Origin of the sequence: Cellulomonas humilata, assembly GCF_013359775.1 — a bacterium.
Lineage (GTDB): Bacteria > Actinomycetota > Actinomycetes > Actinomycetales > Cellulomonadaceae > Cellulomonas > Cellulomonas humilata.
Window position 1 is genome coordinate 208,147 of record NZ_JABMCI010000062.1, and the last position, 15,007, is coordinate 223,153.

The window sequence follows — 15,007 nt, forward strand, 5'->3', positions numbered from 1 at the left end:
GCTCAGAGGGCGGGGAACCAGAGGGCGATCTCGCGGGCCGCCGACTCCTCGGAGTCGGAGCCGTGCACCAGGTTCTGGATGACCTTCAGGCCCCAGTCGCGGCCGAGGTCGCCGCGGATGGTGCCGGGAGCGGCGACGGTCGGGTCCGTGGCGCCGGCCAGCGAGCGGAAGCCCTCGATCGCACGGTGGCCCTCGGCGACGACCGCCAGGACCGGGCCGGAGCGCATGAACTCGATCAGCGGGGTGAGGAACGGCTTGCCCGCGTGCTCGGCGTAGTGCTCGGCCAGCAGGTCCTCGGAGGCCTCGCGGAGCTCGACGGCGACGAGCGTGTAGCCCTTGGCCTCGATGCGGCGGACGATCTCCCCGGAGAGCCCGCGGCGGACGCCGTCGGGCTTGACCAGGACGAGGGTGCGCTGCGTGGTGGGTGCGTCAGTCATGGGGTGAACCCTAACCGGCGCGCCCCGGGGGCTACGGCCCGACCGCTCCGGGGTTCGCCGCGTCGTACTCGGCCCGCTCGCGGTCGATCTTGCCGCCGAGCCGCAGCGCGACCACCCACAGGACGACGAAGATCGCGCCGACCGCGAACATCATCGGGATGACGACGCCGCCGGCCAGCACGAGCACCTGCACGATCGAACCGGCGAGGTACCCGCCCGGCCGGGACACCAGGCCCGACAGCAGGATCAGGACCACGCACAGGCTCCCGCCGACCCACCAGATGGTGGCTGCGGGAGCGAGTCGCAGGCCGTACGCCACGAGCGTCGCGAAGAACACCAGGACGGCCTCGAGGATGAGGATCGTCTGGGTGAACTGGGGCTTCGCGGCACGCTTGCGGCGCACGGCCTGGCCGTCGGGGACGGTGGAGCTCATCGGGTCAGGTTACCGGCGGGACGTGGCCTCGACGTCGTCCGAGGCGGCATCGGGCGCGGCGGCGCGCTGGCTCGGGAGCTCGTCGTGCGGGGCGGCCGAGAGCTCGTCGACGATGCCCGAACCGGACGCCGCACCCGTGCCGTCGGCCGCGAGGGCCTCGCCACGGGCGACCATGCCGGCCACGTCGGAGAGCTTGACCTCGCGCAGGAACAGGGCGAGGACGAAGCCGACGGCGATCACCGGCACGAGGTACCAGAACGACGGTGCGAGCGCGGTGGTGAACGCGTCGATGACGCCGGTCTTCAGCGGCTCGGGCAGGGCCTGGACCGCGGCCGGTGTGAGGCTGGAGGCCTCACCGCCGGAGCCCGCGGGCGCGCCCGCGAAGACGCCGGCCAGGTTGTCGGCGAGCTTCGTGGTGAACATCGTGCTGAACAGCGCCGTGCCGACCGCCGCGCCGATCTCGCGGAAGAAGTTGTTGGTGCTGGTCGCGGTCCCGATCTCGTGCGGGTCGACCGAGTTCTGCACAGCCAGCACGATCGTCTGCATGACCAGGCCCATGCCGGCGCCGAGCACGAAGATCATGGCGCCGAAGAGCCACATCGACATGTCGCCGGTGATCTGCGTGAGCCACGCGACGCCGGCCGTGGTGATGGCGAGGCCGACCACCGGGAAGATCTTGTAGCGGCCGGTCTTGGTGATCGCGATGCCTGAGCCGATCGCGGTGATCATGACGCCGACCATCATCGGGAGCAGGAGGAAGCCGGACTCGGTGACGCCCGCGCCGGTCGACATCTGCAGGAACGTCGGCAGGAACGCCAGGGCGGCGAACATGCCCATGCCGAGGATGAGGCCGATCGCGGTGGCGATGGTGAAGGTCGGGTTCTTGAACAGGCGCAGGGGCAGCAGGGGCTCCTCCGCGCGCAGCTCGACCATGATGAACGCGGCGATCGAGACGAGCGTGCCGATCACGAGGGCAAGCAGGCCCGGGTCGGACCAGTCGTAGCCGCGGTTGCCCGTCCAGCTGTCCCAGCTGGTGGCCAGCACGAGGCCGGACGTGGCGACGACCATGAAGAAGATGCCCGCGACGTCGATCTTCTTGCCGGAGCGGTGCGTCGGGAGCTTGAGGGTGAACCAGGCCACGGCGAACGCCGCGAGGCCGATCGGGATGTTGATCCAGAAGCACCAGCGCCAGTCGGCGTGCTGCGTGAACAGGCCGCCCAGCAGGGGGCCGATGACGGCCGAGATGCCGAACAGGGCACCCATCGGGCCCATGTACTTGCCGCGGTCCTTGGCGGGCACGATGTCCGCGATGATCGCCTGCGACAGGATCATCAGACCGCCGCCGCCGAGGCCCTGCACGCCGCGCCAGAACACCAGCTCGCCGAACGACTGGGCGAATCCGGCACCTGCCGAGGCGAGGGTGAACAGGCCGATGGCGATGAGGAACGGCCAGCGCCGACCCCACAGGTCACCGAACTTGCCGTAGAGCGGCATGACGATCGCGATCGCCAGGATGTAGGCGGTGACCACCCAGCCCTGGTGCTCGACGCCGTTCAGCTCGCCGACGATCGTGGGCATCGCGGTGCCGACGATCGACTGGTCGAGGGACGACATGAACATGCCGGCCATCAGGGCGCCGAAGATCAGCCAGACGGTCTTGGGAGTGAGGACGATCAGCGGCTTGTCGGCCGCTGGTGCCTCGGGGGCTGCGATGGCCATGCGGTTGAACCTCGTTCTGGGGGTGTCGGGAGGGGGAAGGTCAGTCGGACAAGATCGAGCGGAGCTCGGTGACGACGGCGGACAGGTGCTCGTCCGCGGCACCGTGCCCACCGGCGGCGTCCCAGCGCAGGAACGTCGCGTGGGTGAGGAAGAGCAGCACCGAACCGACCATCTCGGGCGAGTGGGGGCCGTCCTGCCCCAGCCGGCGCTCCACGAGCGCGGACAGCTGGCCCTTGTGCTGCTCAAACCACGCCATGTGCCGGGCGACGAGCCGGGGCTCCTTCGCGGCCAGCTCCATGGCACGGGCCAACCGCTCGCGGCCGATCGGCGGGTCCGTGAGGAACGAGACGACGAGCGCCTGGAGGTCGGCCATCAGGAGCCCGGTGGGACCGCCGGCCGCGAAGGTCTCGGCGGCGGCCGACCCGAGCTGCCACGGCGTGTGGCCGAGCGCGGCGTCGTCCTTCGTCTCGAAGTAGTTGAAGAACGTGCGGACCGAGACGCCGGCCTCCTCGCAGATCGCGTCCACCGTGACCGCGTCCAGGCCGTGCTCCCCGACCAGCCGGTGGGTCGCGTCGATCAGCGCCTCGCGCCGCGCGCGCTTCTTGCGCTCACGCAGACCGAGGACCTCGGGCTGGTCGACCAGATTGTTCTGCACGAGGTGCAACTTTACATGCACTGCAACTTTGCAGTGAACGCACTTTTGTGTGCGGTCCCTCACACCGGTCCGACGACAGAACGGGTCAGACCTCGCCGAACCCACCCTCGACGGCCGCGACGAGCGCGTCGCGCGCCTGCGCGGCCTGCGGGCCCTCGGTCTCGATCCGGAGCTCCACGCCCTGCTTGGCCCCCAGCTTCATCAGCTCGAGCACGCTGGCGGCATTGGCGCCGTTCACCCGGACCTTCGCGTCGTACGCGGCGAGCATGCGCGCGACGACGGCCGCGGGTCGGGCGTGCAGACCGAGCGGGTTGCGCAGCACCGCGGAGGCCCGCAGCACCCCGTCGTCCGCGGTCGCCGCGACCTCCGTCGGCGCGGAGGCGGAGGCGAACGTCGAGCCGGCGTGCTCGGCGGACGCGAGCACGCCCGCGAGGTCCGCTCCCCCGTGCGCGGTGACCGCGGCGGCGACGGCGCCCTCCACGAACGGGGCGTCCGCCAGCCGCACCCGGGAGGCCACCTCCTCGTCCAGGAGCTCCAGCACCGACTCCGCGGTGAGCACCGCCGAGCCGAGATCGGTGAGCACCACCGCGGACCGCCCGTCCTGCGTCGCCTCGACGAGCGCCGACTCGACCGTGTCGTAGCTGGTGCCGAGCCCGCCGTCCTGCATCCCGCCGGCCGCGAGGAGCAGGACGCCCGGCGCCATCTGCTCCGCGAGCTCCACGGCGCCCTCCGCGAGCGCGCGCGAGTGGGACACCAGGACGAGCGCGACCTGCGCGGGCTCGCGATCGACGGTCGGCCCGCTCACTGCGCTGCCTGGGCGGCGGCGCGCAGGATGAGCTCCGTCGAGCGCGCTCCCGGGTCCAGGTGTCCCGCGGACCGCTCCCCCAGGTAGCTGGCGCGACCCTTGGTGGCGACGAGCGGGATGGTCGCCTCGGCGCCCTCGTGGGCGGCGTCTGCCGCGGCGCTCAGCACGTCGGCGGGCGAGGCGCCCGAGTCGGCCGCGGCAACGGCCGCCTCGGTCGCCGGCGTCCACGCGTCCACCATCGTCTTCTCGCCCGTCGTCGCCTTGCCGCGGGCCACGATGCCCTCGAGCGCGGCCTCCAGGAGCGCGACGACCCCCTGGCTGTCGAGCTCGGGGACCCCGGTCGCCTTCGCGGCGCGCAGGTACGCGGTGCCGTACAGGGGGCCTGCCGCGCCTCCGACGGTCGACATGAGCGTGGTGGCGACGAGCTTGAGCACCTCGCCGATGTCGGCCAGGGGCGCCTCGAGGGCGTCGAGCTTGGCCACGACCGCCGTGAAGCCCCGGGTCATGTTCTCGCCGTGGTCACCGTCGCCGATCTGACGGTCGAGCTCGATCAGCTCGTCCCGGTGCTCGATCACGGTCTGCGCCGAGCGACGCACCCAGTCGACTGCCCACGCCACGTCCAGCGTCATGCCCACGCTCCCTCGAGCAGTCCCGGTGTGCTGGTGCCGACGGTCTCCGTCCGGTCACCACCGCAGGGCGGTGGTGTGCACGGGTGCGTCCCACAGGGCGGTCAGCTCGTCGTCCAGACGGAGCACGGTCACCGACGCGCCCTGCATCTCCAGCGATGTCACGTAGTTGCCCACGAGCGAGCGGGTCACCTCGACCCCCCGCTCCTCGAGCAACGCGCGAGCCCGACGATAGACGACGTAGAGCTCCGAGGCGGGCGTGCCGCCCATGCCGTTGACGAAGAGCAGCACCTTCTCGCCGCTGGTCAGGTTCAGGTCGTCCGCCACCGGCGTCAGCAGCATCTCCGTGATCTCGTCGGCGCCCGCCAGCGGGATCCGACGCCGGCCGGGCTCGCCGTGGATGCCGATGCCGATCTCGATCTCGTCGTCGGGCAGGTCGAAGCTCGGCTTGCCCGCGTGCGGGACCGTGCAGGCCGTGAGCGCCACCCCCATGGACCGCACGTTGGCGATGACCTTCTCCGCCACCGCGGCGACCGCGTCCAGGTCGTCGCCGCGCTCGGCGGCGGCGCCCGCGATCTTCTCGACGGCGACCGTGCCGGCCACCCCGCGGCGCCCGGCGGTGTACAGCGAGTCCTCGACGGCGACGTCGTCGTTGACCACGACGGTCCGGACGGTCACGCCCTCGGCGTCCGCGAGCTCCGCGGCGGTCTCGAAGTTGAGCACGTCGCCCGTGTAGTTCTTCACGATCGCCAGGACGCCGGCGCCGGAGTCCGCCGCCTGGATGGCCGGGGCGATCTGGTCCGGGGTCGGCGACGTGAACATGGCGCCCGGCACGGCCGCGTCGAGCATCCCGACGCCGACGAAGCCCCCGTGCAGCGGCTCGTGGCCCGAGCCGCCCCCGCTCACGACACCGACCTTGTTGGCGGTCGCCCCGCCCGCCCGTGCGACGAACCACGGGTCGGAGTGGATGGTCACCACGTCCGGGTGCGCGGCTCCGAAGCCCTCGAGAGACTCGGCCACGACGGTCTGCGGGTCGTTGATGAGCTTCTTCACTGCGGCCATCCCTTCCACCGGGCGCCCACGGCGGGGCCCGCGCGTCCGTCGCGGACTCCGGCGTCCCGACAAACCTCACCTTGTTGTCGGGCAATGCGGGCGTCAAGGGGAGGACGTGCGCCGTCGGTGCACGTTCGTGCAGGGTCGCTCGTGACCTCCGTCGTCCTCACCCGGACGGGTGACCAGCAGTCAGGGACGGCCCAGCAGTCGGCGTGCCTCCGCGACGAGCAGGATCGAGCCGGTGACGAGCACGCCCGAGCCGCGCTCGACCTCGCTCTCCGCGCGAGACACCGCCAGGTCCAGGGCGTCGTTCAGCCGCTCGGCCACGTGCACCCGGTCCTCACCGAAGATGTCGATCGCCACCTCGGCCAGGTCCTCCACGTCGAGCGCGCGGGTGTTCGATGCACGCGTGATCACCACCTCGGCGAGCAGGGGCTCCAGCAGGGACAGCATGCCCTCGGGGTCCTTGTCCGCCATCACGCCGACGATGCCGACGAGGCGGTGGAACTCGAACGCCTCCTCGACCGCGGTGACCAACGCCTCGACCCCCGCGGGGTTGTGCGCGCCGTCGACGATGATCGTGGGGCTGGACCGCACCACCTCGAGCCGGCCGGGCGAGTCCACGTCCGCGAACGCGACCTCGACGATGCCCGGGTCGAGGGCGCGCCCGCCGGTGAGCAGGGCCTCCGTCGCGGTCAGCGCCAGCAGGGCGTTCTGCGCCTGGAACTCGCCGTGCAGCGGCAGGAAGATCTCGGTGTAGGTGCCGCCGAGCGACTGGAGGGTGATCAGCTGACCGCCCACGGCCACCTGGCGCTCACCGACCTCGATGTCCACGCCCTCGCGCACCACGCGCGCACCCTTCTCGGCCGCGGCCGCGAGCACGACGCCCTCGACGTCCTCCTGCTGCGCGGCCAGCACCAGGGTCGCGCCGTCCTTGACGATCCCCGCCTTGACCGACGCGATGTCCAGCAGCGTGTCGCCCAGGTACCGCTCGTGGTCCATCGAGATCGGCGTGATGATCGCGACCTCGCCGTCGGCGACGTTGGTGGAGTCCCACAGCCCGCCCATGCCGACCTCGATCACGGCGACGTCCACGGGTGCGTCCGCGAACGCCGCGAACGCCATCACGGTGAACACCTCGAAGAACGAGAGCTGCGGCTTGCCCTCCTGCGCCGAGCGCTGGTCGACCAGGTGCACGTAGGGCGCGACGTCCTGCCACACCTCGACGAACCGCTCGTCGCTGATGGGCTCGCCGTCGATGACGATCCGCTCGTTCACTCGGGAGAGGTGCGGGCTGGTGAACCGGCCGGTGCGCAGGCCGTGCTCACGGACCAGCCGCTCGACCATGCGCGCGGTGGACGTCTTGCCGTTGGTGCCCGTGATGTGCACGACGCGGTAGGCCTTCTGGGGGTCGCCCAGCAGCTCCATGACAGCGAGCGTGCGGTCGAACGACGGGTCGATCTCGTGCTCGGGAGCGCGCGCGAGGATGCCTCGGTACACCTCGTCGGCGGCGTCCCGGGCCTCCTTCTCGGCCTGCGTCCGCAGGTGGTCGGCTCCTGTGGGCCTTCCGTGCTCGCGTCGGCTCATGCCTCGTACCCCCCGGCTTCGACGGCTTCCACGGTGACCTCGAGCGAGGCCACCGCGTCCTGCACCGTGACCGAGACGGCCAGAGTCTCGCGCCCGATGGTGTCCTGGTGCCGCTCGACCGCGGCCAGGTGCTCGGCCGGGACGCCGAGGGTGAGCAGGATCCGGTCCCCCACCTGCAGACCGGCCGCCTTGCGCGCGTCCTGCACGGCGCGCACCACGTCGCGGGCGTAGCCCTCGGCGCGCAGGTCGTCGTCCAGGGTGAGGTCGAGCACGACGAACCCGCCGCCCGGCAGCACCGCCGCGGCCCCACCCTCGGCGCCCACCACGGTCGTGAGCTCGTACTCCGTGGCCTCGAGCGCCACGTCACCGTCGCCGGTGGTGACCACGACCGTGTCGCCGTCCACGCGCCACGCCCCGGAGCGCGCGGCCTGGATGACGGCCTGCACCCCCCGGCCGAGACGCGGGCCGGCGGCCCGGGCGTTCACCGCGAGGCGCTGCGTGATGCCGAACCGCTCGGCGGTGCCGGCGTCGGCCGTCACCAGGTCGACGCGCTTGACGTTGAGCTCGGCCGCGAGCAGGTCGGCGTACGGCGCCAGGGCGTCCGCGTCGTCGACCGCGACGGTGAGCGTGTGCAGCGGCTGCCGGACGCGCATCCCGGCGGCCTTGCGCAGGCCGAGCGCGGTCGACGTGACGGCCCGCACCTGGTCCATCGCCGTCACGAGCTCCGGGTCTGCCGGGGCCAGGTCCACCGTCGGCCAGTCGGTCAGGTGCACGCTGCGCCCGCCGGTCAGGCCCCGCCAGACCTCCTCCGACACCAGCGGCGCGAGCGGCGCCATGACGCGGGTGAGCACCTCGAGCGAGGTCCAGAGGGTGTCGAACGCGTCGGCGTCCTCCGCCCAGAACCGGTCCCGCTGGGTGCGCACGTACCAGTTGGTCAGCAGGTCGAGGTGCTCGCGCACGGTCTCGCAGGCGGCCGCGATGTCGTACGCATCCAACTGCTCCGTGGTGCGCGCCACCAGGTCCCCCGTGCGCGCCAGGACGTACCGGTCCATGGGCGCGAGCGTCGCGGCGCGCGCGGCATCGACCGGCGTGGCCGTGTAGCCCGCTCCACGGTCCGCGGCACCCGCGTAGAGGGAGAAGAAGTAGTACGTGCTCCACAGCGGCAGCAGCACCTGGCGCACGCCGTCGCGGATGCCCTCCTCGCCGACGATGAGGTTGCCGCCGCGCAGGATCGAGCTCGACATGAGGAACCAGCGCACGGCGTCCGAGCCGTACAGGTCCCACATCTCGACCGGGTCCGGGAAGTTGCGCAGCGACTTGCTGGCCTTGCGGCCGTCGTCGCCCAGCACGATGCCGTGGCACATGCAGTTGCGGAACGCGGGGCGGTCGAACAGCGCGGTGGCCAGCACGTGCAGCGTGTAGAACCAGCCGCGGGTCTGGCCGATGTACTCGACGATGAAGTCGCCCGGGTAGTGGTGCTCGAACCAGTCGGCGTTCTCGAACGGGTAGTGCACCTGGGCGAACGGCATCGAGCCCGAGTCGAACCAGACGTCCAGGACGTCGGGGATGCGGCGCATGGTCGACGCGCCCGTCGGGTCGTCCGGGTTCGGGCGCGTCAGCTCGTCGATGAACGGCCGGTGCAGGTCGGGCTCGCCCGCCTCGTTGGTCGGCAGCCGGCCGAAGTCGGTCTGCAGCTCGGCCAGCGAGCCGTACACGTCGACGCGCGGGTAGGACGGGTCGTCCGACACCCACACGGGGATGGGCGTGCCCCAGTAGCGGTTGCGGCTGATCGACCAGTCGCGCGCGTTCGACAGCCACTTGCCGAACTGGCCGTCCTTGATGTGGTCGGGGGTCCAGGAGATGTCCTGGTTGAGCTCCACCATGCGGTCGCGGAAGTCGCTCACGCGCACGAACCAGCTGGTCACCGCCTTGTAGATCAGCGGGTTCCGGCAGCGCCAGCAGTGCGGGTAGGAGTGCTCGTACGTCTCGTGGCGCACCAGGACGGAACGCTGGTCCGCGGGGACGCGCGCCAGGGGGCCGGTGCCGGCCTTGAGGTCCGCGGTGATCGGCTTGTTGGCGTCGAACACCAGCTGCCCGGCGTAGTCCGGCACCTCGGTGGTGAACAGGCCCTTGGAGTCGACAGGCACGACGGGGGCGATGCCGACCGCCTCGCACGCGACCATGTCGTCCTCACCGAACGCGGGCGCCATGTGCACGATGCCCGAGCCGTCCTCGGTGGTGACGAAGTCGCCGAGCAGCACCTGGTGGGCGTTCGCGCGGCCGACGAAGTAGTCGAACGGCGGCGTGTAGCGGCGGCCTGCGAGGTCCCGGCCCTTGACCGTCGCCACGACCGTGGCCTCCCCGAGCTCCTTGGCGTAGGCACCCAGACGGGCGGCCGCGAGGACCACGAGCTCCCCCGCGAGCGCCGAGTCGGGGCCTGGCTCGACGGTCACGTAGTCCACGTCCGGGCCGACCGCGATCGCCAGGTTGCTCGGCAGGGTCCACGGGGTCGTCGTCCAGATGAGGGCCAGCTCGCCGGTCTCCAGCCGCAGCCCGACCGTCAGCGCGGGGTCCTGGCGGGACTGGTAGACGTCGTCGTCCATGCGCAGCTCGTGGTTGGACAGCGGCGTCTCGTCGCGCCAGCAGTACGGCAGCACGCGGTAGCCCTCGTACGCCATGTCCTGGTCGTACAGGCGCTTGAACGCCCAGAGGACCGACTCCATGAACGTCACGTCGAGGGTCTTGTAGTCGTGGTCGAAGTCGACCCAGCGCGCCTGGCGCGTCACGTACTCGCGCCACTCGCCGGTGTACCGCAGCACCGACTCGCGGCACGCCTGGTTGAACGCGGCCAGTCCCATCGCCTCGATCTGGGCGGTGTCCGTGATGCCGAGCAGCCGCTGCGCCTCGAGCTCGGCGGGCAGGCCGTGCGTGTCCCAGCCGAACCGGCGCTCGACGCGGCGGCCGCGCATGGTCTGGTAGCGCGGCACGACGTCCTTGGCGTAGCCCGTGAGCAGGTGGCCGTAGTGCGGCAGGCCGTTGGCGAACGGGGGGCCGTCGTAGAAGACGTACTCGTTGCTGCCGTGCTCGCCGGCCTCGCGCGAGTCGATCGACGCCTGGAACGTGCCGTCGGCCTCCCAGTAGGCCAGCACGTCCTTCTCGAGGGACGGCAGGTCCGGGGACGCGGGCACATCGTTCTGGCGGTGCAGCGGGTAGGCCACGGTCGGGCTCTCCTGTGGTCGTGCGTCGCTCTCGGCTGCGAGGACGATGGGGTCCGGACCGGCCGGGCTCTACCGCGGTACCACCTCGCTTGCCGGCTCCCCGTCACCGGGGCGTCGACCACTTGATGAGGGCTGTGACGGGCCTACCCGTCCGGTTCTACTGAGGTGCTCGCGCACCCGTTCTTCCGGAGGCTCACCGGTGATGGCCGGGTCGACGCCTGTGCGGCCCAGGGTAACGCACGGGCACCCTCAGACGTCGACCGAGAACCGGCGCGGCTTGCCCGGGCCGAGCCCGCCGACGTCGTCCAGGACCGTCAGCCCGACGGGCCGGCCGAGCCAGCGGGCGACGGCGTCCGCGGCCGCACGCGGGTCGAGGCCGAGGCCGCGCAGCGGGAGCGCCCGCAGGTGCACCGACCCGTCGGCGCCCTGGTGCAGGTGGTACGCGGCGAGCCCGTACGCCTGGAGCAGCTGGGTCGCGTCGATGGAGGGCCGGGGCGTCCCGTCGGCCGCGCGGAACAGCACGGGTGCGCGTCCCTCGAGCCCGACGAGCACCGTGCCACGGACGTCCCGGACGAGCGCGGCGTGGTCGCCCGTGCGGTACCGCAGCAGCGGCAGGTACGGGTTCTCGTCGACCGTCACGACGATCTCGCCGCGGGTGCCGTCGGGCACGGGCCCGCCCGAGGCGTCGAGGATCTCGACGTGCACCCGACGCGCGACGAGGACGTGGCCGCGCCCGTCCGTGGACACCGCGACCGGCCCCGTCTCGCGCAGCCCGTAGAGGTCGAGCACCGGGCAGCCCCACCGTGCCGCGACCGCGTCCCGCACGGCGGTCGGCAGGTCGGTCGCCCCGCTGACCACCGCCACCGGGTGCAGGTCGAGGTCGAGGTCGAGCAGGCGCAGCAGCGGGAGGGTGGCCGTGCTCAGCACCTGCGGGTCCATGGCCACCAGGAACCGGTCGCGGCTGTCCGGGTCGGCCCAGCCGCTGAGGTTGACCCGGGCCATCAGCGGCGCCGGGGCGCCCGCCGGGCGGCGGAACGCGGTCATCGCGGACGCGTACGTGAACGCCGTCCGCTGGTCGATCACGTTGGCCAGACCGAGCCGGCCGGGATCGGACTCCCAGACGGCACCCGTCGCGGCGACCAGCCGCTGGAGGAGCACCAGGTCGGCGGCGACGCTCGCCGGGTGCAGCGGCACGTTCAGCGCGGCACCGGTGCTCCCCGAGCTCGACCCCTCGAGCACGCGGTCGAGGGGTACGTCGACCGGGACGTACGAGGCGACGTCGTCCACGAGGTCCTGGCGGGTGACGGTCGGCAGCTCGGACAGGTCGGAGCCCGGTCCGCTGCGGCCCTCGCGCTGCGCACGCCGGTACGCGGGCACGGAGCCGTGCACGCGCGCGATCAGGCCGGCCACCCAGTCCGCGTCGGTCGGGCCGTGCTCGGCCGCCGCCAGCGCGGGCTCGTCGGCCGCCGTGAGCCGGTCGCCCGTCGCGTGCACCCAGACCGGTGCGTCCGGGTGGGCCCGCAGAGCCGCGAGCCGCGCGTGGCCGTCGTCGTCGAGCGTCGGCCAGCGCTCGGCGTCCGTGAGTCCCACCGAACCCATCGGCGTGTAGCCGGTCAGGGCCGGGTCCGGGACCGGGCTGCTCTCAGTAGTTGGCATACTGCGCCGCCGCCTCCTTGGCCTTCTGCGCGGCGAGCGCGCGCTCGAGCTCCTCGGCCCGCGCCTGCTCGACGGCCATCTCCCGCACCAGGTCCCGCTGGTACGCGGTGCTCACCGCGAGCCACCGGTCCTGCGCGGTCGCCAGGTCCTCCCCCGCCGGCAGGACCCTCGCGAAGCGCAGGAACGCCCGGGCCAGCTCGTCGCGCGCCTCGTCCAGCTGCACCCAGTCCCGGTCGGGCCGCAGGCCGGCCAGCTCGACCTGCACCTGCGAGACGATGTCGAGCATCCAGCGGGTCCTCTGACCTGCCGCGGCCGCCTGCACGCCCGGGTGCGTGCGCACCGCCGGGTCGCGCACCAGCCAGCAGACCAGCCCGACCAGCACGCGGCGGGTCGCCAGGTCGACGGTGAGGGCACCGACGCCGGGGTCGAGGTCGGCGTCGAGCCGGTCGAGCGACGCGGCGTCGAGGACGGTGCCGTCGAGCTCGACGGCGAGGTCCGCGACCAGGGCGGCCGTGACCACCGTCGGCTCGAACAGGTCCGGGGGCGCGGCCGCCAACCGGTGCCGGACCGTCGCCAACGACGGACCGGACGGCACGCGCGCCGGGTCAGCGTCGACCATGGTCGCCCCCGCCCCACGTGGCGCGGGAGAAGTCGCGCGCGAAGGTGACGAGGTCGGGATCGGTCTGCACGGCGTAGGCCCGGTAGCGGCCGGCCATGGAGGCGATCCTGTGCCGTCCCTCGGGAGAGATCCGCAGCACCAGGCTGCCGCCCCCGCCCGCCGCCTCCAGTGCCCGCGTGGCGATGTCGCTGCCGACCGTCCGCATCGTCCCCGCCCGCCAGCCCGCCTCGGGTCGGAACATCGTCGACACCCCGTCGTCCGAGATGACGGCGATGTGCGTGGGCCCGGTCGTGGTGGGGGGCTTCCCGTCGGCGCCCAGGTGGGTGCGCTCCAGCAGCTCGAGGGGAAAGGACGTCCCGCCGCCGATGTACGCGACGACGGCCGCCATGACCGCGTCGACGTCGCGGGTGAAGCCCTCGGTGCCGATCGCCTGACCGCTGCCGCTCCAGGTCGTGGCCTGCACCCGGGCGCCCGAACGCAGGGCGGACAGTGCGAGCACGGCCCCGGCGAGCGCGATCGGCGCCGCGGTGACCGACGGGTTGGCCATCGAGCCCGACGAGTCCAGGTAGAGGTCTAGGTCGACCGGGCGCGGACGCGACTTCACCTGCTCGTCCTCGAGGTACGCGCGCTGCACCGTGGTCATCCCCGGCACCACCACGGGAGACGCGGCCATGGTGCCTGACCAGTCGATCGTGGACAGGTCGTCGCCGACCTCCCACGGGTCGAGCCCGCCGAGCAGCTGCTCGGACGTGGTCGGCCCTTCCCGGACCGGGAACGGCACCAGGTGCGGCGCGGCGCGCTCGCGGTACCAGGCGGCGGCGACCTGCTGGGCGGACGTCGTGCTGCCCAGGGCCGTGAGCAGGGCGTGCAGGGCCGCCGGCTCGAGGCCGTTGCCTCCGCCGCCGACCGCGCCCTCGGTCGCGGACTCCGGCGTCGCACCGCCCGTGCCACCGACCACCCGCGCGTCGAGGGCGGGATGCGTCGCGGGGGCGGCGAGCGTCGGGTCGGAGGCCAGTCCGAAGGGCACGCCCCCGGCACCACCCTGGTCCCCGCCGCAGCCCAGCGCGCCCACGGACCCGGTGCTCTCCGGCGCGCGCAGCCACTCCGGGTCGATCTCGCCGCGCAGCAGACGGGCGAACCCGGCAGCCCCGCCGACCGGGTCCCGCGCGTACGCCCGCACCAGCCGCGCGCAGAGGTGGGCGTGCTCCTCGGACGCAGGCCCGGCGCCGGACAGCCGCCCGCGGGGCAGCTCCCAGAGGATCTCGTAGGTGCGCCCGATGAGCAGGCCGAGGACGTTGTCGGCGTCGGGCGTGCCGACCGCCGCGGCCAGCGAGGCGCGGTCGACCCCGGCCCGGCGCTGGAGCCGGTCGTTGATCAGCAGGTCGCACCAGAGGTTGGCGACCAGCCCGATCAGGTGGTCCATGTCCACCAGCCCCACCTTGACGCGCGCCGCGATCTTCAGGCTGGTGAGCCGGTCGACGGGCGCGAGGAGGTGATGGCCGATCTCGTGGGCGAGCACGGCGAGCGCGTGGTCCTCGATCCCCCGCTCGGCCACGACGGTGAGGTCGATGTGCACCTCGACGTCGTCGGTCGTGTACCAGGCCCACGAGGGCATGCCGCACGGCTCGGTGTGCAGGACGGGGGCGTGCATCCGCGACGTCCGGCCCCAGGCCGCGAGCGCGTCCGGCCACACGGCCAGCCAGCGCGCCGCGAGGTCGTCCAGCACCTGCGTGGTCATGCGGCCGGCCGGACGGCGTCGACCTGGTACGAGTGCCGGCGGCTCACCACGAGCACCGGCGAGCCGACGCTCGCGGGGACCGCGCCGGTCACCGTGTCCGCCCAGGGCACCGGGAGGGTCACCGCCACCGTCACCGTGGGCGGGACGGAGTCCTCGTCGGCCAGCCGGGTCACGGCGGACCCGTGGATGTCGGCGACGATCGCCCAGCGCACGCCGTCGGCCGTCACCGCGCACCCCGTGGGCCCGCCCGCCACGACGCGGGGGCGCCCCAGCCAGGGGCCGCCGTAGCCGCGGAACCCGCCGATGCGACGCAGCACGCCGGGCTCTGTCCGGTAGCCGGGCCACCACCACGGGTCGACGGAGTGCCGCGCGAGCGTGGCCGCCGGGTCGGTGCCGGGCGGCAGCCCGAGCGCGGCGACCGCCACCGGCGCCGGCAGCGAGACGGCCTCCCGCAGCGCGGC

12 protein-coding genes and 1 pseudogene are annotated in these 15,007 nt (G+C 73.1%); all 13 read right to left on the bottom strand.

Annotated features, from left to right (window positions below):
• Nucleotides 1-2: 2 nt before the first annotated feature.
• Nucleotides 3-437, bottom strand: a complete 435-nt coding sequence (ndk, locus tag HP550_RS09860) for a nucleoside-diphosphate kinase (protein ID WP_175347504.1) — start codon at nucleotides 435-437, stop codon at nucleotides 3-5.
• Nucleotides 438-468: 31 nt separating this feature from the next.
• Nucleotides 469-870 carry a DUF4233 domain-containing protein gene (locus HP550_RS09865; protein WP_175347505.1) on the bottom strand — a complete coding sequence of 134 codons (402 nt, stop codon included), beginning with the start codon at nucleotides 868-870 and terminating at the stop codon, nucleotides 469-471.
• Between the two features lie 9 nt (nucleotides 871-879).
• Nucleotides 880-2,589 carry an MDR family MFS transporter gene (locus HP550_RS09870; RefSeq protein WP_175347506.1) on the bottom strand — a complete coding sequence of 570 codons (1,710 nt, stop codon included), beginning with the start codon at nucleotides 2,587-2,589 and terminating at the stop codon, nucleotides 880-882.
• A 40-nt stretch (nucleotides 2,590-2,629) separates the two neighbouring features.
• Complete coding sequence (locus HP550_RS09875) at nucleotides 2,630-3,244, bottom strand: TetR/AcrR family transcriptional regulator (protein ID WP_343048094.1); 615 nt, start codon at nucleotides 3,242-3,244, stop codon at nucleotides 2,630-2,632.
• Nucleotides 3,245-3,329: 85 nt separating this feature from the next.
• Complete coding sequence (dhaM, locus tag HP550_RS09880) at nucleotides 3,330-4,049, bottom strand: dihydroxyacetone kinase phosphoryl donor subunit DhaM (RefSeq protein WP_343048095.1); 720 nt, start codon at nucleotides 4,047-4,049, stop codon at nucleotides 3,330-3,332.
• On the bottom strand, nucleotides 4,046-4,678 hold the full coding sequence (gene dhaL / locus HP550_RS09885; RefSeq protein ID WP_175347508.1) for a dihydroxyacetone kinase subunit DhaL: 633 nt from the start codon (nucleotides 4,676-4,678) through the stop codon (nucleotides 4,046-4,048). Before dhaL ends, dhaM begins: the two co-directional genes overlap by 4 nt.
• Before the next feature lie 54 nt (nucleotides 4,679-4,732).
• Nucleotides 4,733-5,728: a dihydroxyacetone kinase subunit DhaK gene (gene dhaK / locus HP550_RS09890; protein ID WP_175347536.1), complete on the bottom strand. Its 996-nt coding sequence runs from the start codon at nucleotides 5,726-5,728 to the stop codon at nucleotides 4,733-4,735.
• A gap of 189 nt (nucleotides 5,729-5,917) precedes the next feature.
• Nucleotides 5,918-7,315, bottom strand: a complete 1,398-nt coding sequence (locus tag HP550_RS09895; protein WP_175347509.1) for a bifunctional folylpolyglutamate synthase/dihydrofolate synthase — start codon at nucleotides 7,313-7,315, stop codon at nucleotides 5,918-5,920.
• Nucleotides 7,312-10,533 (bottom strand): isoleucine--tRNA ligase, encoded by a 3,222-nt coding sequence (gene ileS, locus HP550_RS09900; protein ID WP_175347510.1) that lies wholly within the window; start codon nucleotides 10,531-10,533, stop codon nucleotides 7,312-7,314. Before ileS ends, HP550_RS09895 begins: the two co-directional genes overlap by 4 nt.
• Before the next feature lie 249 nt (nucleotides 10,534-10,782).
• Entirely contained in the window at nucleotides 10,783-12,189 is a 1,407-nt protein-coding gene (locus HP550_RS09905; RefSeq protein ID WP_175347511.1) for an AMP-binding protein, read from the bottom strand.
• The gene (locus tag HP550_RS09910; protein ID WP_175347512.1) at nucleotides 12,176-12,808 is read right to left on the bottom strand and encodes a hypothetical protein; all 633 of its coding nucleotides are present in this window, start codon (nucleotides 12,806-12,808) and stop codon (nucleotides 12,176-12,178) included. Before HP550_RS09910 ends, HP550_RS09905 begins: the two co-directional genes overlap by 14 nt.
• Nucleotides 12,795-14,546: a hypothetical protein gene (locus HP550_RS09915; RefSeq protein ID WP_175347513.1), complete on the bottom strand. Its 1,752-nt coding sequence runs from the start codon at nucleotides 14,544-14,546 to the stop codon at nucleotides 12,795-12,797. The genes HP550_RS09910 and HP550_RS09915 overlap by 14 nt, the downstream gene beginning before the upstream one ends.
• Nucleotides 14,543-15,007: pseudogene (locus HP550_RS09920) on the bottom strand (hypothetical protein); the annotation flags it as partial. The pseudogene HP550_RS09920 and the gene HP550_RS09915, both read right to left, overlap by 4 nt.